Raw genomic sequence first — 20,899 nt, 5'->3', positions numbered from 1 at the left:
TCTTGCTTATTCTGTGTCTTCACAAACTAAGAATATAGCAACGAGCGAGGTTTGGAAACCCTTTCGGGCTCCAAACCTCGCTCGTTTTTTTTGGATCATTTTGCAACGGGCCCTTCTTTTTTATTCATCGTCCACTGTGATTTTGGCAATTCTTTGGGGCTCCACCGGCTTATCCCGGAAGTCCACATCCACACAAGCGATCTCATCCACTACATCCATCCCCTCGACTACCTTGCCAAAAGCGGCGTACTGGCCGTCCAGATGGGGAGCGTCCTCATGCATGATAAAGAACTGGGAACCCGCCGAGTTGGGGTCCTGCGCCCGGGCCATAGAAATAACGCCACGGGTGTGCTTGATGGGGTTGTCCACCCCGTTGGCGGCAAACTCTCCTTTGATGTGATAGCCGGGGCCGCCCATACCGGTTCCCTGGGGGCAGCCGCCCTGGATCATAAAGCCCTGGATGACACGGTGGAAAATCAATCCGTCATAAAAGCCCTCTTTGGCGAGCTTGACAAAGTTTTCCACCGTAATCGGCGCTTTGTCGGGATAAAGTTCCAGCTTGATTTCCTTGCCGTTTTCCATTTGAATTGTGACCATCTGTTTCTCTCCTCTTGTTTTTTGTCATTTGATATTATTTTTCCACAGATAACCTGTTTTCTTTGCCGCAGTCTTTTATTTAAGAGCCTGGCGATAAACCTCCTCCACCTTTTCCAGGGTGGGCACGCCCTCATGGATTTTGACGTCGTCAACAAAATAGGTAGGAACATACCAGTAATTGTAGCCTTTGATTTTTTCTGGTTCCTTAGATTCCTCGATGACCTCGATGTCCACGGCACGGTATTCCTCGTGCTCCCTGCAAAGCCTTTCCATCATAGAAAAGGCCTGATGGCAATAGGGACAGTCATCCAGAATCATCATCTTCACCTTTTTCACGGCAATCCTCCTTTGGCGTCAGCCCTCTGTCTGCCCAGTAATTTCTAGAATCTGGGGAATGTGACCGGTGTGCCGGAGGAAAATCTCCCGGAAGTCCTTGGTGTCCATGGCTACGCTCTGGGTATTGACGCAGGGGTGGACACAGATCCTGTCATGGCTGAGCACATCCTGGTCGATGAGCAGCTGGATCACATGGTCCTTGTCATGGATCAGCCCCATGGGACTAATCGCGCCAGGGCGCAGCCCCAAAAGCTCGTAGAGCTTTTCCTCATTGCCAAAGCTCAGCCGGGATCGCCCAATCTTCTTGGAAACCTCCGCCGTCCGAAACCGCTTGTCCCCTTCAATGAGCAGCAGGAAATATTCCGTGCCTTGACGGGTCTGCAAAAACAGGTTCTTACAGACAGGGGCCCCCAGAGCCTTTTCAATGGCTTTGCAGTCCTCCATGGTCTGCACCGGCGGATGCTCCATCCGTTCATAGGAAATTCCTAAGCTGTCCAATACCTCATATACACTCTGTGCATTGCACTTTTCTAACTGCATACTGCATCCTTTCTCCAGATCTTCTCCGCTAGGGCGGAGCCCTACCACCGGATTTCATTTTGTTCCTCTATAAAAATACCCAATTTCCCCGCTTTTTGTCAAGAGTCTTCGGATCTTCTTCCCACCTGTCGGGCAGCCATCAGCGCTAAGGATCAGCTTTTCTATATCTTGCCCCCAAAGCAAGGGAGTAACACCATCATACCGGTGTCTTTTTATCCCTCCCTGGATTTCTCTTGCCAACCGTGCTATAATGAAGGCAAACAAAAACCAGCGTTTATTTGCGGGAAAGGGTGTGTATCATGGTCTATCGTGTATTCGGCGACACCATTGCGGTGCGTCTGGAAAAGGGCGAGGAGGTTTGCGCCGCCCTCAAGGAGGTCTGCGCCAAAGAAAAGGTCCAGGCCGGTTCTATCGTCGGCCTTGGTGCTGCCAACCACGCCGTTGTCGGCGTATTTGACACCAAGGAAAAGAAATTCTATCCCAACGAGCTTTCCGGTGTGCTGGAAATCACCTCGATCGTGGGCAATGTTTCTGAAATGAACGGAGAGGTCTATCTCCATATCCACGCCACCTTTGGCGACCAAGCAGGCCATGTCTTCGGCGGCCATCTCAACGAGGCAACCATCAGCGCCACCGGGGAAATCTTTATCCATACGGTAAACGGTCACATTGGCCGCTTCCATTCCGATGAAATTGGATTAAATCTCCTCGATTTATAGTCGATCATGATCTAAAAAGGCAGCCGCAGATACGGCTGCCTTTTTTATTTTTCTTTATTCCCCATGATCTCCTGAAAGCGGGACCAATCCCCTTGTGGGGATTCTGAGGGCTTTTCCTCCGTTGCTGCCTCCTCTGGGGATGGCGCGGCAGGCTCCAGGGCCATAGGTTCTTGCTCCATAGAAGATGTGTTCTGCTGTAAAACCTCCTCTGCCCCAGCAGGATGGCTGGATCGCCGGTGGCGGCGCTTTCTCCAGTGGACCCCTTCCGTGTGGAGGAGGGCCGTGACAATGGCCGTAATGGGAATGGTGAAGAGGATGCCGATGCTGCCCGCCATGGCTTTGAGTATCTCTACAGAAATTAGCTCTCCATTGAGGATGAGGGATAAATCCTTACCGGAGACTGTAATCAGCATGATGGTGGAAAGGCTTCCTCCCGCATAGGCCAAAATCAGCGTATTGGCCATGGTGCCCATGACATCCCGGCCCACCTTCATACCTGATTTGATAATCTGGCGAAAGCCCAGCTCCGGCACCTTAGAGATCAGCTCTTCCAGGGCCGAGGCGATGTCCATAGAAACGTCCATAACAGCTCCCAGGGCGCCGATGATGATCTCGGCAAAGATCAGCCCCCGGAAATCAAAACTAGCGTTTTCGGTGATGGTGGTTAACAGCAGGCTTTGCTCCTCTACCATACCCGTCAGCTTCAAGATATACTCCATGCTGTAGGAGACCACTCCCGCCACCAGGACGCCACCGATACAGCCCAGCGCGCTGGCCGCCGTTTTAAAGGTAAAGCCATTGCAGATGAGCAGTGTCATAAAGATGATATAAATACACACAAGAATCGAGACCGGCATGGGGTTGTACCCGTTGAGGATGGCCGGCACAAAGACAATAAACACCGCCAGGCAGGTAAATGCCAGCGAAATGATGGTGTTCACTCCCTTCTTCCTGCCAAAAATCAGCAGTAAGAGGAGGAATCCTCCCACCAATAGATACAGGGGCGTTGTCCTCACATAATCCCCCGCTGTCCCCGTCAGGCTGCCATCCTCTCCCCGGTTGACGGTGACATAGATCTCGTCCCCCTCCTGAACCGGTATGGAAGACGGAATCATATTCTCGTCGATGGACTGGCGGATGGTGGCAATTTCCCCCTGGAATTCCCCGTCCAGTATCTCGGCCTTAAAATAACAGATCCACTGATATACCGCCTGTCCCCCCAGGTCGGTTTCCACCAGATCCTCTGCCATGATCTCGGTGATTCTCGCCTTATTCTGGGTATTCGGGGTGGGCAGGGTGCCGGCGCCGTTATCTCCGCCCGAAACCGCCCATTGATATCCCAGATAGAGAATTACCGCTGATATGGCAATGACCAGCCAATAGAGGATGATCCTTTTTAGCTTGGTTGTATGTTTCAATGGAGAGTCTCATCCTTTCTCTTCCGCATTGCTGCCGGATTTTGTCCAAATACAGCGTCTATTATAATACAAATCTCCTCCCCTGGAAAGAAAAGTGGAAAAATATTCATATTCAGAAAAGGACAAAGCGGACAGCAAAACCGCTGTCCGCTTTGTCCTTATGAAAAAGGTATATAAATAGGAATTGTCGATTAATAGTTTTTGTTGACCAGCTCAAAATAAGCCTGGGGATGGTTGCAGACCGGACATACGCCAGGGGCCTCGGTGCCTTCATGGATATGGCCGCAGTTACCGCACTTCCAATAGACCTTGCCGTCTTTCTTAAAGACTTTGTTCTCCTCGACGTTTTTGAGCAGATCCAGATACCGCTCCTCGTGATGCTTCTCGATCTTGCCAACAGACTCAAAAAGGAACGCGATCTGATCGAATCCCTCTTCTTTGGCCTCTTTGGCAAAGGTGGCGTACATATCGGTCCACTCATAGTTCTCGCCAGCTGCGGCAGCCTTTAGGTTTTCTGCGGTGGAACCGATGCCATCCAGCAGTTTAAACCAAATTTTTGCATGCTCTTTTTCGTTGTTGGCGGTTTCTTCAAACAGGTTCGCGATCTGTACAAAGCCGTCTTTTCTTGCTTTGCTTGCAAAATAGGTGTATTTGTTTCTTGCCTGGGATTCCCCTGCAAAAGCAGTCATCAGGTTGGCTTCGGTTTTTGATCCTTTTAAGTTCATCATCGTTCCTTCTTTCTGTCAAAATTTATCTAACGGCACTATTGCCGTCTTGATCTGGTGTTTTCTGGGCGCAGCCTTTACAGATGCCGCTGAAGAGGATGCTGTGGGAATCCACCTGATGGCCGGTTTCCCGTTCGACCTCCCGATCGATTTCCTGTGGAAAATCTATACTGACATCAAAGACCCTGCCGCAGTGCTTACAATAAAAGTGATAATGGGGAGTGATGTTGCCGTCAAAACGGTCAGGCATCCCTGGCACATGAAGCTTATTAATGGTACCGATCTCACTGAGCAGGTTTAAATTGCGGTATACAGTCCCTAAGCTCAGGTTCGGATGATCTTTTTTAAGCCTTTGATAGATAAAGTCCGCTGTGGGATGGACGTCGTCCTCTCTGACAGCTTCGAGTATCAACTCCCTCTGACGGGAATATTTCATGTCAGGCTCCTCTCTTAATAGTAATAATTATTAGTTCTGTTATTATATTATCAGAACTTCTCCTCCCTGTCAAGGATATTTTGAAAGTTTTCTAGGGAACAGCCTCATAATGATTCCACGGGAACACGGATACCCAAAGCCCAGGAAATATAGTAAAATAAAAAGGACAAAGGGGGATCTCCATGAGAAAAGTTATACTCTATCTTGCCATGAGCCTGGACGGTTTTATCGCCGATTCCCTGGGCGGAGTGCAGTGGTTGGAAGATCAAGCTCCCGACGCCGGGGAGGCCGAAAGTTACTCTCAGTTAATGCAGAATATTGATACTGTGCTCATGGGATGGAACACCTACCACCAAATTTTCACCGAACTCTCTCCTGGACAGTGGCCCTATCAGGGAATGACCAGCTATGTCTTTACCCATCAAAAGATGCCCTCCACATCAGAAGTTAGGTTTGTTGCCCAGGATCCAGCCATACTGATAGAACAGCTGCGGCGGGAGGGGGGAAAGGATATCTGGATCTGCGGCGGCGCCAATCTTGCCCAGCAGCTCATCTGGGAGGACGCCATTGATATTTTCCATCTCACCCTGATCCCCACCATTCTGGGCAGCGGCGTCCGCCTCTTTGGGGCGCTGGAAGAAAGGCGCGCATGCAAGCTCATCAGCACACAAGAGTGTCAGGGCATGGTGGAACTGATTTATGAGCGTCGTGGGAGGTTGGGTCAATGGAAAAGAGAGGAAGAGAACATGCAATGAAGATTCATCTGCCTTCTGCTGTGGAAAGCGCCCTTTCCCTGCTCACCGCCCAGGGCTTTGCCGCCTACGCTGTAGGAGGATGCGTCCGGGATTCCCTGCTGGGAAGGGAGCCCCATGACTGGGACATCACCACTGCCGCCCGGCCAGAGGACATGCTGGCTATATTTGAAGGCTTTTCCCTGGTGCCTACCGGCCTCAAACACGGCACCCTAACTGTACACATAGACGGGATGCCCATTGAAATCACCACCTTCCGGGTGGATGGCGGCTATTCCGACCACCGGCATCCTGACGCTGTCCGATTTTCTCCTCATTTGGCGGACGACCTCTCCCGCCGGGATTTCACCGTCAATGCCATGGCCTATCATCCTCAGGTAGGACTGGTGGACTTTTTCGGAGGCCGGGAGGATCTCCGGCTGGGGCTCATCCGCTGTGTAGGCGATCCTCGGCGTCGCTTTTCTGAGGATGCCTTGCGCATTCTCAGAGCCCTGCGTTTTTCTTCAGCGCTGGGATTTTCTATTGAGGACGCCACCGCTGTCGCCCTCCATGAGTTGAGAGGACTGCTGAAGGCCATCTCCGCCGAGCGGGTCCGGGAAGAGCTGCTCCGGCTCATCACCGGGGAAAACTGCCTGTCCGTCCTCCTTACCTCCCCCGACATACTGGGAGTTTGGGTCCCGGAACTTTTGCCCTGTGTCGGCCTTGACCAGCACAATCCCCACCATGATTTTGACCTATATACCCATATGGCCCGGGCTGTCTCCTTCATCCGGCCCACCCAATCCCTGCGGATGGCTATGCTGCTTCATGATATTGGCAAGCCTCGCTGTTTCACCCGGTCAGAGGATGGGGTGGGACATGCCTTTGGGCACGAGGAAATCTCTGCCCAGATGGCCGACACCATCCTGCGCAATCTCCGCTTTTCTACCGCCCAGCGGGAACAGATTGTCTCCCTCATCCGCCATCACGGCCTGGACATCCCGGCGGAGGCCAAAACAGTCCGGCGCTGGCTTTCCCAGCTGGGGGAGGAAGGCTTTTTCGATATTCTGGACATCCGCCGGGCGGATATCCGGGCCCAGCGCCGGAACCCCGATCCGGATCGTCTTGCTCACATCGATGCTCTGGAAGAGTGCGCCAGAAAGCAGCTGCAAGAAAGACCCTGCCTCTCCCTTCGTGACCTTGCCGTAGGCGGGCGGGATCTGATGGCTTTAGGCCTTCCAGCTGGGCCTCAGCTGGGCAGCATTTTAAAGGAGCTGCTCTCCGCCGTCATCGACGGGGAGCTTCCCAACCAAAAAGAAGCCCTGCTGAGGCGGGCTCACGCCCTTTGGAAACAGGGCTCCTAAGACCTTCTTGTTTTTCCTGTGCCCCTGTGTTAAAATCCCCTCAAAGGAGATGACCCAGATGGAATTTACCCTTCGTCCCTGGACGATAGAAGATGTCGACAGTGTATACCTTTATGCCAACAATGAGAAAATTGCGGCCAACCTGCGGGATGTCTTCCCCTTTCCCTATGCTTATGACGATGCCCGGCAGTTTGTCCTCTCCTGCATCCAGGCCGGCGATGAGCGCCAGCTGGCCCGGGCGATCCAGATCGACGGCCAGGCCGTGGGGAGCATCAGCGTCACTCTCGGGGAAGACGTCTACCGCAAAAGCGGGGAGATCGGCTACTGGCTGGGAGAGCCCTTTTGGGGCCGGGGGATTATGTCCCGGGCCATCCGGCGGATGTGCGAGGAGGCCTTTTCCCGCTATGACATTGCCCGCATCCACGCCGAGCCCTATGCCGCCAATCTGGGGAGCCGCCGCGCTCTGGAAAAGGCGGGCTTTACCCTGGAAGGGATCCTCCGTCAAAGTGTATACAAGAGAGGGCGGCTTCTCGATTCCTGTATCTACTCCCTGCTCCGGGAAGAGATGAAATAAAGACTGAAATGCCCAAACATAAAAAGAGCGGAAGCCTAGGCTTCCGCTCTTTTTTGCGCGCAATTATTTGCAGGTGTGGGCTCCGCAGCTGTGACCGCCCTCATGGCCGTGATGATCGCCACAGGTATGGCCTTCCCCATGGCCGTGGTGGTTACAATGAGCCGCCGCCGGATCGATTTGCAGGGTTCCGGCGAGATAGGCTGCCACCGCAGCGTCCACATCCCCAGAAGCGCCGGCCACACAGGTGATGCCAGCCGCCGCCAGGGCGTTTTGGGCTCCCGGCCCAATGCCGCCGCAGATGAGAAGCTCTACCCCCGCGTTTTTGAGAACGCCAACCAGGGCACTGTGTCCTTCGTCGCCGCCGTCCAGCAGGGTTTTCTCCTGTACCGCGCCGTTTTCCACCGTGTACAGGGTGAAGGTTTTGGTCTTGCCAAAATGCTGGAAGACCTGGCCGTTTTCAGTGGTTACCGCGATTTTCATTTCTTCGCATCTCCCTCTATATTTTCGATGACGTCAGCTGCGTGATCCAGCCAATCGCCTTCAAACAGCTCGATGACACCCTGGTCGCAGACCCGGGCCAAATCCGGGGTCATGGGGATTTTGCCCAGGACCTGAAGGTTATATTTCTTGGCTGCTTCTTCCACATGGCTTTCCCCAAAGACCAGGATCTTCTTGCCGCAGTCGGGGCATTCTACATAGCTCATGTTTTCTACCACACCCAGGATGGGGATATCCATCAGCTTTGCCATGTTGACAGCTTTGGCCACGATCATGCTGACCAGCTCCTGGGGAGAGGTGACCACGATAATGCCATCCAGCGGCAGGGACTGGAACACGGTCAACGGCACATCGCCGGTGCCCGGAGGCATATCCACAAACATAAAGTCCACATCCGACCAGATCACATCGGTCCAGAACTGCTTGACTGTGCCGGCGATGATCGGGCCGCGCCAGACAACAGGATCCTCCTCGTTTTCTAGCAGCATGTTGACACTCATAATGTCGGTGCCGAATTTGCTCTTGGCCGGCAGAAGGCCGAATTCACTGGCCTGGGCCCGCTCCTTGATGCCGAAGACCTTGGGGATGGAGGGACCGGTGATGTCGGCATCCAGTACAGCGGTGTTGTAGCCCCGGCGCTTTAAGAGAACTGCCAGCATAGCGGTGACAATGCTTTTGCCTACGCCGCCCTTGCCGCTGACAACGCCGATGACCTTTTTGACGCTGCTCATCTCGTTGAGGCTTTCTTTAAAATCGGCGGGATCCTGCCGCTCCGCGCAGGTCTGGGAACAGCTTCCGCAATCGTGATTACATTCGCTCATGGGATTTTACATCTCCTTTTTGGTTTCATCGTCTTCAGAAAATCTGCATTTGGCGCACATTCCGGGGCATTGGCAACGGGACTGGGCCACCTGGTAGTTGCCGCCGCCGATGCGCAGGATCTTGCCGTGGCAAAGGGCGTCAGCCACCTGCCGCCGCGCCGCATAGAGAATGCGCTGAAAGGTGCCGCGGGAGACATTCATCCGCTCGGCGGCCATATCCTGGTCCATTCCCTCCAGATCGCACAGCCGCAGGGATTCCAGCTCGTCTACGCTAAGCCGGATCTCCTCCCCTCCCCCGTTTTCCGGTACAAAGCATGCCGCCTGGGGTTCGGCGCAGACCCTCCTGCATTTGACATTTCTGGGCATGGGGTTACTTCCTTTCATTTTGCCCAGTAAAAATGGGCATATGCACATTACCCTCTCATTATAATGTGCATATGCCCACATGTCAAGACTTTTTCTCCATCTCTGGCAGATCGATGCCAATCATCTTTTTGGCAGAGACCCGGGCGCCAAATCCCATAGAAATGGCGCCGGTGGGACAGGCCTTTTTACATTCCCCGCAGCGGATGCATTCCAAAGCGTTAGGGGATTTAACCGGGTCCACCTGCATAGGACAGACCTTGGCGCATTTTCCGCAGCGGATGCATTTTTCCTCATCTACCCGAAGCTTATAGAAAGAGACGGGATTTGTCAGCCCGTAGACGGCTCCCAAGGGACAAAGATATTTGCAGAAGGGCCGGTAGATTAGAATGGATAAAAGGATCAAAACCGCCAAAATGGCCATCTTCCAGGTATAGAGCCAGCCGATAGCCGCCCGCAGCGGCTTGTTGAGCAGCACCATGGGGATGCCGCCTTCCAGGGTGCCGGCGGGGCAGATCAACTTGCAGAAAAAGGGCTCTCCCTGGCCGATGAAGTCCACCAGAAACAGGGGCAGCAGGATCACGAAAACTACCAGAATCCCATATTTGAGAAACCGGAGGGGCTTATCCCATCGGAAGGAGCGGATCTTCTTGGGGAAGGGGATTTTGTGAATCAGCTCCTGGATCCAGCCAAAGGGACAGAGCCAGCCGCAGACAAACCGGCCGCAGATGGCGCCCACCGCCATGAGAAAGCCCACCACATAAAAGGCAAAATGATAGTCCCGGCTGCCTATCACCGCCTGTAGGGCGCCGATAGGGCAGGAACCCACCGCTCCGGGACAGGAATAACAGTTGAGTCCGGGGACACAGAGGTTTTTGATGGGGCCGCGGTAGAGTTTTCCCTGCCAAAATCCCACCAGATAGCTGTTGGTCACCACCGTCCAGATCCCCTGCACCCAGGGACGGAGGTTTCTTCTCTTTTGTTTAGCCAATGCCGATACACTCCAGACACAGGTTGGCGGCCTTTTGAAAGACTGTGGCCATCTCCCCGCGATAAATTCCTACTGCCATCAACACGCCGCCTAAAGCAAGGAGGGTGGCGGGCAGTATCCAGCGCCGTTTCATCTAAGATTCCCCCTCTAAGGTGGCAAGCACCGACTGGATGGTGCTGATCCAGCCCTCTTTGTCTTGATACCCCGGGTAGTAGAGGGGCAGCGCCTCCCCCTCACCGTTGACAAAAAAGGTCTGGGGCAGGCCGGCGACCTGGCTGAGCAGGATTTCTGAGAGGGACGCGTCGGGGAGGATAATGGGGTATTCCACCCCGGTTTGCTCCATAATCTCCTTGACCAGCGCCAGCTGCTCCTCATCTACCGCCTCCGCTGTGCCGGCGTCGGTGACAAGGCCGATGATCTGTACGCCATCCGCTTCCATTTCCTCTGCGATTTCGGCCAGATGGGGCATCTCCTTGAGGCACCAGGTACACCAGGTGGCCCAGACATTGACCACTGTCAGCTTATGCCCGGAAAAAATGTCCTTTGTCACCTCGTTGCCGTTTACATCAACAGCGGTAAAGTCTCCAATGTCGGCGGATTGCTCCTCTCCAGAGTCGCTCTGGGAGACTGACCCGCCAGCTGTATCCTGCCCTGCTGCGTCTTCTTGGGATGCGCAGCCGGCAAACACCGCCAGCAAAAAACTGAAGCAGAGTATGGCCGCAATCCATCTTTTCATCTTGACATTCTCCTTTCAGGGGAATCTTGTCTTTTAGGATCGGGGATATTATACTATAAAGGTGGAAGTTTTTGCAATCCCGCCGTGTGACTTTATCACATATTCTCCCTATGGCGGGACGCTTTGGGCAGGGGCGGCCGGGTCAGATTAAAACTCATCCAGATCATGCGGAAAATCTCTTCCTCCGGAACGCTTCCGTCCAGGATCACCGAATTCCAGTGGACTTTATTCATATGATAGGCGGGAATCACCGCGTCATACGCCCGGCGGAGAAAATCCGCCTCCATAGGCTCGCACTTGAGGTTGAGCCAGGTATGTCCCTCCCGCAGGAAAATCATGCAAAAAGATTTTCGATTTTCCCGATGGCGCATCACGGTCCACTCTCCGTCGTCAAAAGGATAATCCTCATAGGCTCCAGGCAGCCCCAGACAGTAATCAATTGCTTCCCGCTTAGTTTTCACGGATTTTCCTCCTTGTCCTTTGATTATCCTTAGTATAACGCGCGGTGTTTTTTTGCTCAACCGTATTTTCCAAGTTATTTGCTACGGCTAGAAAGCCAATGATTTCTAATTTCTTGTGAGAACTGTCACAATTTTACATAGATTTACCGTAAATTTTACAATAGTTCGATTGCAAAACATATGATACAATAAGTATAATAAGCCAATCTGTAGGTAGCTGCAGCTGGCACCAGCTGCCTAGAATAATCGTTTCGTCTCATGGCCATTTAAAGCATAAGGAGTGTATTGTAATGGCAAAATCCCATGGTGACTTCAGCTACACCCAAGATCGGGAGCTTTCCTGGTTACGATTTAACGAACGTGTGCTGGAAGAATCCCGTGATCCAGAAGTTCCTCTCTACGAGAGGCTCAAATTTGTTTCCATCTTTACCAGCAACCTGGATGAATTTTTTATGATCCGGGTGGGCAGCCTGTTCGACATGGCCTTGCTCAAGGAGGAGCATGTGGACAACAAAACAGGGCTGACCCCAAAAGAGCAGCTGGCCAACATTTTTAAGGCCGTTCCACCCCTTTGCAAGCAGAAGGACAAATCCTTTTCCGAGATTGAGGAGCGTCTGCGCCAGCATGATATTTACAATCTCCATGTGAAAGAGCTGGAAAGTTCCGAAAAAAAATACATAGAAAAATATTTTAAAAACTATATTCTGCCCATCCTATCCCCCCAGGTGGTAGACAGCCACCATCCCTTCCCCCACCTGGAAAATAAGGCGCTGTACATCGCCGTCATGCTCAAGGATAAAGGGGGCTCCACCTACGGCATCATCCCTGTTCCCGCCTCTCTGCCCAAGGTGATCTTTCTGCCGGGCAGCAGCGTGCGTTATATTCTTACTGAGCAGGTCATTTTGGAGCATGCCTCCCAGGTTTTCGACATGTATGACATCGCGGATAAGGCGGTAATCTCCATTACCCGCAACGCTGACATCAGCCCCGAGGATGAAAGCTTTGAGATCGACGACGACTTCCGCCAGAGGATGCGTAAGGTGCTGAAAAAGAGAGCCCGCCTTGCCCCGGTGCGGATGGAGATTCAGGGGGATGTAGATACACCCCTGGCAGAATATTTCTGTGAACGGTTAGGCCTGCGCAAAGAGCAGGTATTCCGGTCCAAATCCCCCCTCAACATGGGCTATGTCTATTCCCTCCAGGATAAATTTCCCCAGACCACCCTTAACCGGATTACCTACCAGCCCTTTGAACCCCAGCCCTCCCGTTCCCTCAATCGGGCGGAGAGCGTCACCTCCCAGGTGCTGCGCCATGACGTGCTGCTGTTTTATCCCTATGAGCAGATGGATCCCTTCCTGCAGCTGATCCGGGAGTCGGCCAACGATCCCAATGTCCTGTCCATTAAGATCACCATCTACCGCTTGGCCAGCAAAGCCAAGCTCATTGAATACCTGGCCCAAGCGGCGGAAAACAACAAGGACGTTACCGTCCTCATGGAACTTCGGGCCCGCTTTGACGAGGAAAGCAACATCAACTGGTCCGAACGGCTGGAAGAAGCCGGCTGCCAGGTCATTTACGGCTTTGAAGGCTTTAAGGTCCATTCAAAAATTTGCTTAATTACCCGCCGGGACAAGGGAAATATCCAGTACATCACCCAGGTGGGTACCGGCAACTACAATGAAAAAACCGCCAAGCTTTATACCGACCTTTGTCTCATGACCGCCAATCAGGAAATCGGTACCGACGCCGCTGTCTTTTTCAAGAATATGGCCATTGCCAACCTGGACGGCAGCTACAACCGGCTTTTGGTGGCGCCTCACTCCCTGAAAAACGCCCTGCTCGATTGCATCGACGAGGAAATCGCCAAGGCAAAGGCGGGCCAGCCGGCCAAAATGATCCTAAAGATGAATTCCATCACCGAGCGCAATCTCATCGATAAATTGGCTGAAGCTTCCCAGGCTGGCGTACAGATTCAGATGATTGTCCGCGGCATCTGCTGCATTGTCCCCCATGTCCCGGGGAAGACGGATAACATCGATATCATCAGCATTGTAGGGCGCTTTTTGGAGCATCCTAGGATTTATGTTTTCGGCGCTGGGGAGGATCCGAAGATTTACATCGGTTCCGCAGATATGATGACCCGCAACACCGACCGACGGGTGGAAATTGCCTGTCCCGTTTTAGACCCCAATATTAAAAAACGGGTGCTCAAAATTGTGGACATCATGCTCCGGGATAACGTCAAAGCCCGGGTCTTGCAGAGCGATGGCCGCTACCGCAAAAAAGAGCTGGCCCCTGGGGAGCCTCTGGTCAACTCTCAGGAGTATTTCATCGCTACCGCCCGGGAGATGGCAAAGAAACAACCTGCCCCCGAACCTGTCAAGAAAAAGAATCATGCATTGGGACGTTTCTTTCGGATGCTGGCAGACAAATTTGAATAGTCCTCAAAAAAGGAGGGAGCTTTGGCTCCCTCCTTTTATCTGCACAGCCGACTCCATTGACAGTCCCCACATACCTGGGCGCGCTTACCTGGGATAATAATATGATCCTCTACCAGGCGGCAAAACTCTTTCCAGGAGATGACAGCGCCGTCGTCAAGGCCGCAGAGCGCCAGGCAGCTTTGGTCGTATCTCCCCGGCTTTTCCCCGCTGCATTCCTTTCCATGGCAGTTGGGACAGCACTTACAAAGGACGTCGGCACCGGAATGGAGACGGATCTTTTGCTCCGGTTCCGACTGCAACCTGTGGATTACTTCCAGCATCCGATTGACAAATTCCGGACTGTAACCCTTCCCCTGAAAATAGCGGATACAAAGCCCGTGATGGGGCCGTAGCTCTACCATGCCAGCCTCTTTCTCAGGGCGGAAACAGTTATGACCGCCAGCGCAATTTTGGCCGCGTCTCCGGGCAGAAAGGGGATCACACAGGACATGAGGGATACACCCAAACCGGCTGCCGTGGAATACATATACCAGGCAGTTCCCAGCGCATAGCACACCGCCAATCCCGCTACCATGGCGATGACGAGCTGCCACGCCTTCCTTCCCCATTTGGAAACGATCAGTCCGATAAGCCAGGCAGCCGCGATGTATCCTATAATATAGCCTCCCGTCGGCCCCACGATGATGGAGATTCCACCAGTGAACATGGAAAAAACCGGCACGCCTACAGCGCCCAGGGCCACATAGACGATCATACTGACAGCACCCCAAACCGGGCCCATAAGGCCGCCGGCAATAAACACCGCCAGGGTGGCCAAATTGATGGGAACAGGTCCAATGGGGATGGCAATTTGGGACAAAATGGCCGTCAGCGCTGCAAACAAGGCGCAAAAGGTGATTTTCTGGGTGGAGGTTTTCATCTGCATGTTTATTGTCTCCTCAATTGTCAACTTTTTTATTTTTTTGGTCTACAATTAGGATACAAAAAACAGCCTACTTTGTCAAGAAAATTTTGATGTTAACAACAAAACTACTACAATTGTCGAATCATGATTGAAAATAAATGTTGATACGAATATAATAGGGTAAAAAAAATGAGGAGAGTGGATGTTAAAATGGTTTATGCACTCATCCTGTTTGCCATCACCTATGTTTTGATGTTGGCATTCAGCAAATATCGTCCCTATATAGCGATTGCTTCTGCGGCTATCTTTATCATTACCGGCATGCTTCCACTGGATCAGATCGTCGGCGCTATTGATTTTAATGTGCTTTTGATGATCGCTGGCACCATGGGGCTTGTCCAGCTGTTTATCGACAGCAAGATGCCGGCACTTCTCGCTGACTTGGTAATGGAAAAGGTCCCCAACATTCAGATGGCAGCTGTTGCACTGGCGCTTTTTGCGGGCATTATTTCCGCCTTTGTCGACAACGTTGCCACCGTTCTTATGGTCGCCCCCATCGCATTGGAGATCTGCAAAAAGCTAGACACCAACCCTGTCCCCTTTATTATCGCCATCGCAGTGTCCTCCAATCTACAGGGCGCGGCAACCCTGGTGGGCGATACTACCGCCATTATGCTGGGCTCCTATGCCAATATGAGCTTTTTGGACTTCTTTGTTTACGAGGGCAAACCCGGTATCTTCTTCGCTGTAGAGCTGGGGGCCATTGTATCTGCTCTCATCCTGGCATGGCTGTTCCGAAAAGAAAAGAAACCTGTTCCCAAGGGGATGCCGAGAACCGTTGTCACCGATTATGTTCCCTCTATTCTACTGGTGGGGATGATTGTTTTACTCATCAGTGCCTCCTTCATTCCCAACAAACCAGATATCACCAACGGCCTTATCTGTGTTGGGCTCATGATCATCGGCATCCTTTATAGTTTTGCAAAAACCCACAATCGTGGCGCCCTAATCCATCCTATTAAAGCCATCGATTTTGAAACCATCGGATTGCTGTTTGGCCTGTTTTTGGTGATTGGCGGCATTACCCATATGGGCGTTATTGATGCGGCCGCAGAGCTTCTAGCAAAACTTGGCGGTGGTAATGTCTTTGTTATCTATACAATTATTGTTTGGGCGTCTGTTCTGCTTTCCGCCTTTATCGATAATATTCCTTATGTAGCCACTATGCTTCCCGTTGTAACCGGTTTGGCTCAAGCTCTAGGTATCCCGCCGACACTCCTGTACTTCGGCCTTTTGTCCGGTGCCACCCTGGGCGGCAACTGTACCCCTATCGGAGCTTCCGCCAACATTGCCGGTATCGGCATCCTGCGTAAAAACGGTTACGAAGTTAAAACCAGAGATTTTATCCGCATCGGTATCCCCTTTACCTTGGCGGCGGTAATCCCCGCATATATCTATTTCTGGGTACTCTATTAAATCATTGGGCGAAATTTTTAGAATGATCCGGGCAAAAAGGAGGCGCTTTTGGGAAAGCGCCTCCTTTTTATTTTATGCTTTCGAACAGTTGATCCTGCCTAAGACCTCTCCAATTTTGCCGGAGATAAGCAGGTCAGCTTTGGCATCCATAGGGGTCGGCGATTTGTTGATGACGACCAGCCGGTTTCCTCGGTAGTAGCGCAGGAGCCCTGCCGCCGGGTATACCACCAAAGAGGTGCCGCCGATGATGAGCATGTCCCCATGGCTGATCATCTCCACTGACTGCTCCAAGGTATCCCCATCCAAGCTTTCCTCATAGAGCACTACGTCCGGTTTGATCATCCCGCCGCAGGTGCACCACGGGATGCCGACAGCATCCCGGATATAAGCAGCATCATAAAATTTGCCGCACTTCATGCAGTAATTTCGGTGGACGCTGCCGTGCAGTTCCAATACCCGTTTGCTGCCCGCCGCCTGATGGAGTCCATCGATATTCTGGGTGATGACGCCCGCTAACTTACCGCACCGCTCCAATTCCGCCAGTTTTCGGTGGGCCGCGTTGGGTTGGGCGTTGAGGATCAGCATCTTTTCTTTATAAAATTTATAAAACTCCTCCGGATGAGCCACAAAAAAGCTATGGCTGATGATGGTTTCCGGTGGATAATCATAGCTTTGGTGGTACAGCCCATCCACACTGCGAAAGTCGGGAATGCCGCTTTCGGTGGATACGCCGGCACCTCCAAAAAACACGGTGTTTTCACTTCGGTCAATCATCTGCTGCAGCTGTTCTATCTTCTCCATGCCGGCACCTCATTCCCTATTTTTTGTCTTCATTATAGGTTTCGTTTTTGACCATGTCAATGGATCTTCCTTTGAAAAGAGCCGGGGAATCACCATTTCCCCGGCTCTTTTTTCAGGTAATACATATCCACGCACTGTTTTCCATCTTCGATAATAGGTTCAGGATAATGTTCCACAAAAAAGTTTTCCAATACATGATCAAAGTGAAAGCCACAGCTCTCGTAAAAAGCAAGGGGGCCTGTGCTAGTGTCCCCAGTTCCCACCCAGAGGGTATCCGTATCAGGGGGCAGACAGTTTTCTATCTCTTCGATGAGCAGGGTCCCGATTCCCCGACGCCAATAGCGAGGGGCTACCGCCATATTTTTAATCTCCCACTGGCCTGGCTCCTGAAGCGGCACAGCCACAATAACACCAGCAGGCTGACCGTCCCCGAAGGCTCCCAACATCAGCCCCCGATCCAGATACTTTTTGACCATCCCTTCGTCCGGATCCGCCAGCAGAAGCAGGGGCATCCACTCCTCTTTATTTTGGGTAATTTGTTTTATAGAAAGCTGCATAGCTATCAATCATCCTTCCAATTCCACCATTTGAGCTTTTCCGGGTCCGGATTTTCCGTCTCTGCATAATAGACCGCACAACGAAAGACATAAAGGGCGCAGCGGTCTACCCGGCCGCCTTCCTTCTTGCACCATCGGTCATAAAGCTCCTGGGGATCCCGCCCCCGGAGGTCTTCCACCCAGTGGATTCCCATGGCGCGGAAATTTTCTTCCATCTTTTTCCCCACACCGGGGATCTTTTGTAAATCCGTGGTCATCATTCTTCTCCTTTTTTGATAGGCCACCATAGGCGGAGACCAAATCTATCCTAGATGCTGCTCCCATTCCGCAGGACGAAATCCCACCAAAACGAAGTCGTCGCCCACTACGATGGGCCGCTTGACCAGCATTCCGTCGGTGGAGAGTAGCGCGTACTGCTCTTCCTCGCTCATCTGAGGAAGACGGTCCTTCAGCCCTAACTCCTTATATTTTAACCCGCTGGTATTAAAAAAGCGCTTGAGGGGCAGCCCGCTTTTTTCCCGCCAAGCCTTTATCTCCTCCGCTGTGGGGTTTTGCTCCACAATATGCCTATCCTCATAGGAGATTCCTCTTTCATCCAGCCATTTCTTTGCCTTTTGGCAGGTGCTGCATTTGGGATATTCCAGAAATAATACGCTCATCTGTTTTTTCCTTTCTCTTTTGTCCCTGGGCAGTGGGGAGTTTTAGCCCAATGCCTTGGCATAAAGCTCGGTATAGCTGACCCTGCCGCCGACAAATTCTGACTTCATCAGGCTGATCTTGTGCACCGGCATTTCTAACACGGGGATGCGGGATGCAAAAGCCGCCCGATCAAAGTCGGGCCGCAGCCGGATCCTCCGTCCCAAGGTCAGATGGGGTGTATACTCCTTTTCATCGATCCTAAATCCCCGCTCGGTCAGAGAAGCCCGCAGCTGGCGGTAGACATCGAGCAGCGTCGGGTCCTTCCGAACACCTGTCCACCAAATGTCCCCATCGTTGCGGCGAAACCGTCCAATCCCTCCGATCATCAGGGAAAATGGCGGGGCTACTACAGAGTCCACCGCCGCTTTGACGGCGGAAAGCCGGGTGGTCTCTCCAATAAAAACAAGGGTCAGATGCATGTTCTCCCGCCGGGTAAAACTGCCGGACAAGGAACTTTCCGCCAAAGCCTTCGCCATGGTGCATAACCTATCTTTAATGGCGCTTTCTAACGTAATGGCAATAAACAAGCGCATACATGTCCTCCTATCTGAGCCGCTGCAAAGGGTGAGAATCGCTGGATATTCATAGATTGCCTCGCCCCATGTCAGTGGTTCTATTCCTATTATAGTCGAATCAGGATAAAACCGCAAATACCTTGCGCCTGGTTTTCAAATGGGCTACAATAGAACCGTTTGAAAGGTTCGAGAAAGGGGAATGCTTCATGAAAAAGGCCATCGGTATCTTCGCCCATGTAGACGCGGGCAAAACCACCTTTTCCGAGCAGCTGCTCTACCATACCCACGCCATCCGCACCCTGGGCCGGGTGGATCATCAAAATGCCTTTTTGGACAGCCATCCCCTGGAGCGGGAGCGGGGCATCACCATCTTTTCCGGTATGGCTTCCTTTTCCCTGGAGGGAGAGGAATATATCCTGGTGGACACCCCTGGCCACGCTGATTTTTCCGCTGAGATGGAGCGGGTGCTGGGCGTCCTCGACTACGCTATCCTTATTGTCAGCTGTGCCGAGGGCATCCAGGCTCATACCGAGACCATCTGGCGGCTTCTGAGGGCAAAAGGAATCCCCACCTTTCTTTTTCTCAACAAAATAGACCGCCCCGGCGCCGACCCTGTAGGGGTGCTGCAAAAATTGCAGGAAAAATTCTCCCCCTACGTCAAAAGCTTTGATGGGGAGTTCGATGGCGTCCGTTTTTCAGGGGAGCTGTGCGAGGATATCGCCACCCAGGACGACGACCTCCTAGCCCTTTATCTGGAGGGAGGCTATGACGAGAGGGCATGGCTCTCTGCCGCCCGCCAGCTCATTCAGGAGGAACGCCTTTTCCCCTGTTTTTCCGGATCGGCTCTGCAAGGGACGGGAATCGGCGAGATTTTATCTGCCCTTCATGCTCTCACCCAGGTAGAATTTGACCTAGATGCCCCCCTCTCCGGCCATATTTACCAAATCCGCCACGACGCCAAGGGCAATCGTCTGGCCTTTCTTCGGCTGCGCAGCGGCATATTGAGGGTCAAGGATGAAATCCTAGGGGAAAAGGTCAATGAAATCCGCCGGTATCAGGGGGCGAAATATGAAAGCGCCGACAGCGCCCAGGCCGGGGATATTGTAGCCGTCACCGGCTTACAGCATTCCCAGGCAGGTCAGGGCTTCGGCGGCAAAGAAGATCTTAGCCCCGGCCTCTGCGCTCCCCTTTTCTCCTCCCAAGTTCTCTTTCCCGATACCGTACCCGCCCCGGAAGCGGTGTCCATCTTCTCCCAGCTGGCCGACGAAGATCCATCCCTTCACACCCAATGGAACCCGAAGCTAGGGGAGCTGCGGATCCAGGTCATGGGAAAGGTGCAGCTGGAAGTGCTTAAATCCCTGGCCGCCCAGCGCTATGGACTAAAGGTGGAATTCGGCCCCGGGCAAATTTTATATAAAGAGACCATCGCCGCTCCCGTCATGGGTTATGGCCACTTTGAGCCATTGCGGCATTACGCGGAGGTTCATCTGCTCCTCTCTCCGGGAAAGCCGGGCAGCGGCATCACCTTTGAGAGCCAGTGTTCCACCGATGTGCTGGATCAAAACTGGCAGCGGCTGATCCGCACCCATGTGCTGGAAAAGGAGCACCTGGGAGTGCTCACCGGCGCCCCGCTGACCGATGTGGTTATCACCCTTGTCACAGGGCGGGCCCATCTTAAGCACACCGAGGGAGGCGACTTCCGGGAGGCGACCTACCGGGCCATCCGCCAAGGGCTGATGAGCGGGGAAAGTGTGCTGCTGGAACCCATCCTCTCCTTTGTGATCGAGGTGGACAGCGGAGACCTGGGACGGGTCCTGTTCGACATCCAGCGGATGCAGGGAGAGTCCGAGCCTCCCCAAGCCGCAGGGGAGCGGATGGAGGTCCGTGGGCGGGCGCCCGCCGCCTGCATAGCGGACTATCCCCAGACCCTTATCTCCGCCACCCGCGGCACCGGACGGATCAGCCTCCGATTTGAGGGGTATGCTCCCTGTCACAATGCCCAAGAGGTCATCGAAGCCAAGGGCTATGACCCGGAGCGGGATGTGGAGAACACACCCGATTCCGTCTTCTGCTCCCATGGGGCAGGATATCCTGTCAAGTGGGACCAAGTACCAAACCATATCCACTGCAAGTAGGGCCTTCTTCTAAAGCATGTATGCGGCATCACTCGTATTTCATAAAGAAAGGGGTATCCCA

General features: G+C 52.9%; 27 protein-coding genes. 7 read left to right on the top strand and 20 right to left on the bottom strand.

Annotation, left to right across the window (positions count from 1 at the left end; translation table 11 throughout):
- Positions 1 to 120 precede the first annotated feature (120 nt).
- The 3 genes from WGC32_RS11205 to WGC32_RS11195 form a co-directional block, all read right to left on the bottom strand.
- Positions 121 to 597 carry a peptidylprolyl isomerase gene (locus WGC32_RS11205; RefSeq protein WP_191509427.1) on the bottom strand — a complete coding sequence of 159 codons (477 nt, stop codon included), beginning with the start codon at positions 595 to 597 and terminating at the stop codon, positions 121 to 123.
- Between the two features lie 75 nt (positions 598 to 672).
- A complete protein-coding gene (locus WGC32_RS11200; RefSeq protein WP_191482023.1) occupies positions 673 to 933 on the bottom strand; it encodes a thioredoxin family protein in 261 nt (86 codons plus the stop codon).
- Positions 934 to 951: 18 nt separating this feature from the next.
- Positions 952 to 1,473: a prolyl-tRNA synthetase associated domain-containing protein gene (locus tag WGC32_RS11195; RefSeq protein WP_342681999.1), complete on the bottom strand. Its 522-nt coding sequence runs from the start codon at positions 1,471 to 1,473 to the stop codon at positions 952 to 954.
- 299 nt (positions 1,474 to 1,772) lie between these two features.
- On the opposite strand from WGC32_RS11195, the gene WGC32_RS11190 reads away from it, so the two are divergent.
- Complete coding sequence (locus tag WGC32_RS11190) at positions 1,773 to 2,192, top strand: PCC domain-containing protein (protein ID WP_191482025.1); 420 nt, start codon at positions 1,773 to 1,775, stop codon at positions 2,190 to 2,192.
- Between the two features lie 44 nt (positions 2,193 to 2,236).
- On the opposite strand, the gene WGC32_RS11185 is transcribed toward WGC32_RS11190, so the two are convergent.
- From WGC32_RS11185 to WGC32_RS11175, 3 genes are all read right to left on the bottom strand, one after another.
- Positions 2,237 to 3,610: a YibE/F family protein gene (locus WGC32_RS11185; RefSeq protein WP_342681998.1), complete on the bottom strand. Its 1,374-nt coding sequence runs from the start codon at positions 3,608 to 3,610 to the stop codon at positions 2,237 to 2,239.
- Between the two features lie 191 nt (positions 3,611 to 3,801).
- Positions 3,802 to 4,338, bottom strand: coding sequence for a rubrerythrin (rbr, locus tag WGC32_RS11180; RefSeq protein WP_191482027.1), 537 nt, complete (start codon positions 4,336 to 4,338; stop codon positions 3,802 to 3,804).
- A gap of 22 nt (positions 4,339 to 4,360) precedes the next feature.
- Positions 4,361 to 4,771 carry a transcriptional repressor gene (locus tag WGC32_RS11175; protein ID WP_191482028.1) on the bottom strand — a complete coding sequence of 137 codons (411 nt, stop codon included), beginning with the start codon at positions 4,769 to 4,771 and terminating at the stop codon, positions 4,361 to 4,363.
- Positions 4,772 to 4,953: 182 nt separating this feature from the next.
- Between WGC32_RS11175 and WGC32_RS11170 the strand changes: the two genes are divergently transcribed.
- Genes WGC32_RS11170 through WGC32_RS11160 form a run of 3 tightly spaced genes read left to right on the top strand, consistent with a single transcriptional unit; the run spans position 4,954 to position 7,440 of the window.
- Positions 4,954 to 5,526: a dihydrofolate reductase family protein gene (locus WGC32_RS11170; RefSeq protein WP_342681997.1), complete on the top strand. Its 573-nt coding sequence runs from the start codon at positions 4,954 to 4,956 to the stop codon at positions 5,524 to 5,526.
- Positions 5,496 to 6,866, top strand: coding sequence for a CCA tRNA nucleotidyltransferase (locus WGC32_RS11165; RefSeq protein WP_342681996.1), 1,371 nt, complete (start codon positions 5,496 to 5,498; stop codon positions 6,864 to 6,866). Before WGC32_RS11170 ends, WGC32_RS11165 begins: the two co-directional genes overlap by 31 nt.
- 58 nt (positions 6,867 to 6,924) lie before the next feature.
- The gene (locus tag WGC32_RS11160) at positions 6,925 to 7,440 is read left to right on the top strand and encodes a GNAT family N-acetyltransferase (RefSeq protein ID WP_342681994.1); all 516 of its coding nucleotides are present in this window, start codon (positions 6,925 to 6,927) and stop codon (positions 7,438 to 7,440) included.
- 63 nt (positions 7,441 to 7,503) lie between these two features.
- On the opposite strand, the gene WGC32_RS11155 is transcribed toward WGC32_RS11160, so the two are convergent.
- The 7 genes from WGC32_RS11155 to WGC32_RS11125 form a co-directional block, all read right to left on the bottom strand.
- Positions 7,504 to 7,920, bottom strand: a complete 417-nt coding sequence (locus WGC32_RS11155) for a NifB/NifX family molybdenum-iron cluster-binding protein (RefSeq protein WP_191509420.1) — start codon at positions 7,918 to 7,920, stop codon at positions 7,504 to 7,506.
- Positions 7,917 to 8,759, bottom strand: a complete 843-nt coding sequence (locus WGC32_RS11150) for an Mrp/NBP35 family ATP-binding protein (RefSeq protein WP_342681992.1) — start codon at positions 8,757 to 8,759, stop codon at positions 7,917 to 7,919. The genes WGC32_RS11155 and WGC32_RS11150 overlap by 4 nt, the downstream gene beginning before the upstream one ends.
- 6 nt (positions 8,760 to 8,765) lie before the next feature.
- Positions 8,766 to 9,125: a DUF134 domain-containing protein gene (locus WGC32_RS11145; RefSeq protein ID WP_191482033.1), complete on the bottom strand. Its 360-nt coding sequence runs from the start codon at positions 9,123 to 9,125 to the stop codon at positions 8,766 to 8,768.
- Between the two features lie 82 nt (positions 9,126 to 9,207).
- Positions 9,208 to 10,113: a 4Fe-4S binding protein gene (locus tag WGC32_RS11140; RefSeq protein ID WP_342681990.1), complete on the bottom strand. Its 906-nt coding sequence runs from the start codon at positions 10,111 to 10,113 to the stop codon at positions 9,208 to 9,210.
- Positions 10,106 to 10,246: a CD1871A family CXXC motif-containing protein gene (locus WGC32_RS11135; protein WP_191509418.1), complete on the bottom strand. Its 141-nt coding sequence runs from the start codon at positions 10,244 to 10,246 to the stop codon at positions 10,106 to 10,108. The genes WGC32_RS11140 and WGC32_RS11135 overlap by 8 nt, the downstream gene beginning before the upstream one ends.
- On the bottom strand, positions 10,247 to 10,849 hold the full coding sequence (locus WGC32_RS11130) for a TlpA disulfide reductase family protein (RefSeq protein WP_342681987.1): 603 nt from the start codon (positions 10,847 to 10,849) through the stop codon (positions 10,247 to 10,249).
- A gap of 95 nt (positions 10,850 to 10,944) precedes the next feature.
- On the bottom strand, positions 10,945 to 11,310 hold the full coding sequence (locus tag WGC32_RS11125; RefSeq protein ID WP_342681985.1) for an MmcQ/YjbR family DNA-binding protein: 366 nt from the start codon (positions 11,308 to 11,310) through the stop codon (positions 10,945 to 10,947).
- A 290-nt stretch (positions 11,311 to 11,600) separates the two neighbouring features.
- Here WGC32_RS11125 and ppk1 point away from each other — a divergent pair, with 290 nt between their 5' ends.
- A complete protein-coding gene (gene ppk1, locus WGC32_RS11120) occupies positions 11,601 to 13,751 on the top strand; it encodes a polyphosphate kinase 1 (RefSeq protein ID WP_342681984.1) in 2,151 nt (716 codons plus the stop codon).
- A 35-nt stretch (positions 13,752 to 13,786) separates the two neighbouring features.
- Here ppk1 and WGC32_RS11115 read toward each other — a convergent pair whose 3' ends face one another.
- Both WGC32_RS11115 and WGC32_RS11110 read right to left on the bottom strand, forming a co-directional pair.
- Entirely contained in the window at positions 13,787 to 14,152 is a 366-nt protein-coding gene (locus WGC32_RS11115) for a DUF1284 domain-containing protein (RefSeq protein WP_342681982.1), read from the bottom strand.
- Positions 14,146 to 14,676: a biotin transporter BioY gene (locus tag WGC32_RS11110; protein WP_342681980.1), complete on the bottom strand. Its 531-nt coding sequence runs from the start codon at positions 14,674 to 14,676 to the stop codon at positions 14,146 to 14,148. The genes WGC32_RS11115 and WGC32_RS11110 overlap by 7 nt, the downstream gene beginning before the upstream one ends.
- Before the next feature lie 189 nt (positions 14,677 to 14,865).
- On the opposite strand from WGC32_RS11110, the gene WGC32_RS11105 reads away from it, so the two are divergent.
- On the top strand, positions 14,866 to 16,131 hold the full coding sequence (locus WGC32_RS11105) for an SLC13 family permease (RefSeq protein WP_191482040.1): 1,266 nt from the start codon (positions 14,866 to 14,868) through the stop codon (positions 16,129 to 16,131).
- A gap of 72 nt (positions 16,132 to 16,203) precedes the next feature.
- Here the strand turns inward: WGC32_RS11105 and WGC32_RS11100 are convergent, their stop codons facing one another.
- The 5 genes from WGC32_RS11100 to thpR all read right to left on the bottom strand — a co-directional run bounded on the left by WGC32_RS11100 (position 16,204) and on the right by thpR (position 18,721).
- Complete coding sequence (locus tag WGC32_RS11100; RefSeq protein WP_342681979.1) at positions 16,204 to 16,932, bottom strand: NAD-dependent protein deacylase; 729 nt, start codon at positions 16,930 to 16,932, stop codon at positions 16,204 to 16,206.
- An 89-nt stretch (positions 16,933 to 17,021) separates the two neighbouring features.
- A complete protein-coding gene (locus tag WGC32_RS11095) occupies positions 17,022 to 17,489 on the bottom strand; it encodes a GNAT family N-acetyltransferase (protein WP_191482042.1) in 468 nt (155 codons plus the stop codon).
- A gap of 5 nt (positions 17,490 to 17,494) precedes the next feature.
- Positions 17,495 to 17,746: a helix-hairpin-helix domain-containing protein gene (locus WGC32_RS11090; RefSeq protein WP_191509411.1), complete on the bottom strand. Its 252-nt coding sequence runs from the start codon at positions 17,744 to 17,746 to the stop codon at positions 17,495 to 17,497.
- A gap of 45 nt (positions 17,747 to 17,791) precedes the next feature.
- Positions 17,792 to 18,148 carry a Spx/MgsR family RNA polymerase-binding regulatory protein gene (locus WGC32_RS11085; RefSeq protein WP_191509410.1) on the bottom strand — a complete coding sequence of 119 codons (357 nt, stop codon included), beginning with the start codon at positions 18,146 to 18,148 and terminating at the stop codon, positions 17,792 to 17,794.
- A 42-nt stretch (positions 18,149 to 18,190) separates the two neighbouring features.
- Positions 18,191 to 18,721 carry an RNA 2',3'-cyclic phosphodiesterase gene (gene thpR, locus WGC32_RS11080; RefSeq protein ID WP_191482045.1) on the bottom strand — a complete coding sequence of 177 codons (531 nt, stop codon included), beginning with the start codon at positions 18,719 to 18,721 and terminating at the stop codon, positions 18,191 to 18,193.
- 188 nt (positions 18,722 to 18,909) lie between these two features.
- Between thpR and WGC32_RS11075 the strand changes: the two genes are divergently transcribed.
- On the top strand, positions 18,910 to 20,838 hold the full coding sequence (locus WGC32_RS11075; RefSeq protein WP_342681977.1) for a translation factor GTPase family protein: 1,929 nt from the start codon (positions 18,910 to 18,912) through the stop codon (positions 20,836 to 20,838).
- Positions 20,839 to 20,899 lie beyond the last annotated feature (61 nt).

This window comes from Zongyangia acetica, assembly GCF_038739695.1.
In the GTDB taxonomy this organism is placed as follows: domain Bacteria; phylum Bacillota; class Clostridia; order Oscillospirales; family Ruminococcaceae; genus Zongyangia; species Zongyangia gallinarum.
The sequence above is the reverse complement of the archived record's forward strand: the minus strand, read 5'-3'. Positions and strand labels throughout refer to the sequence as shown.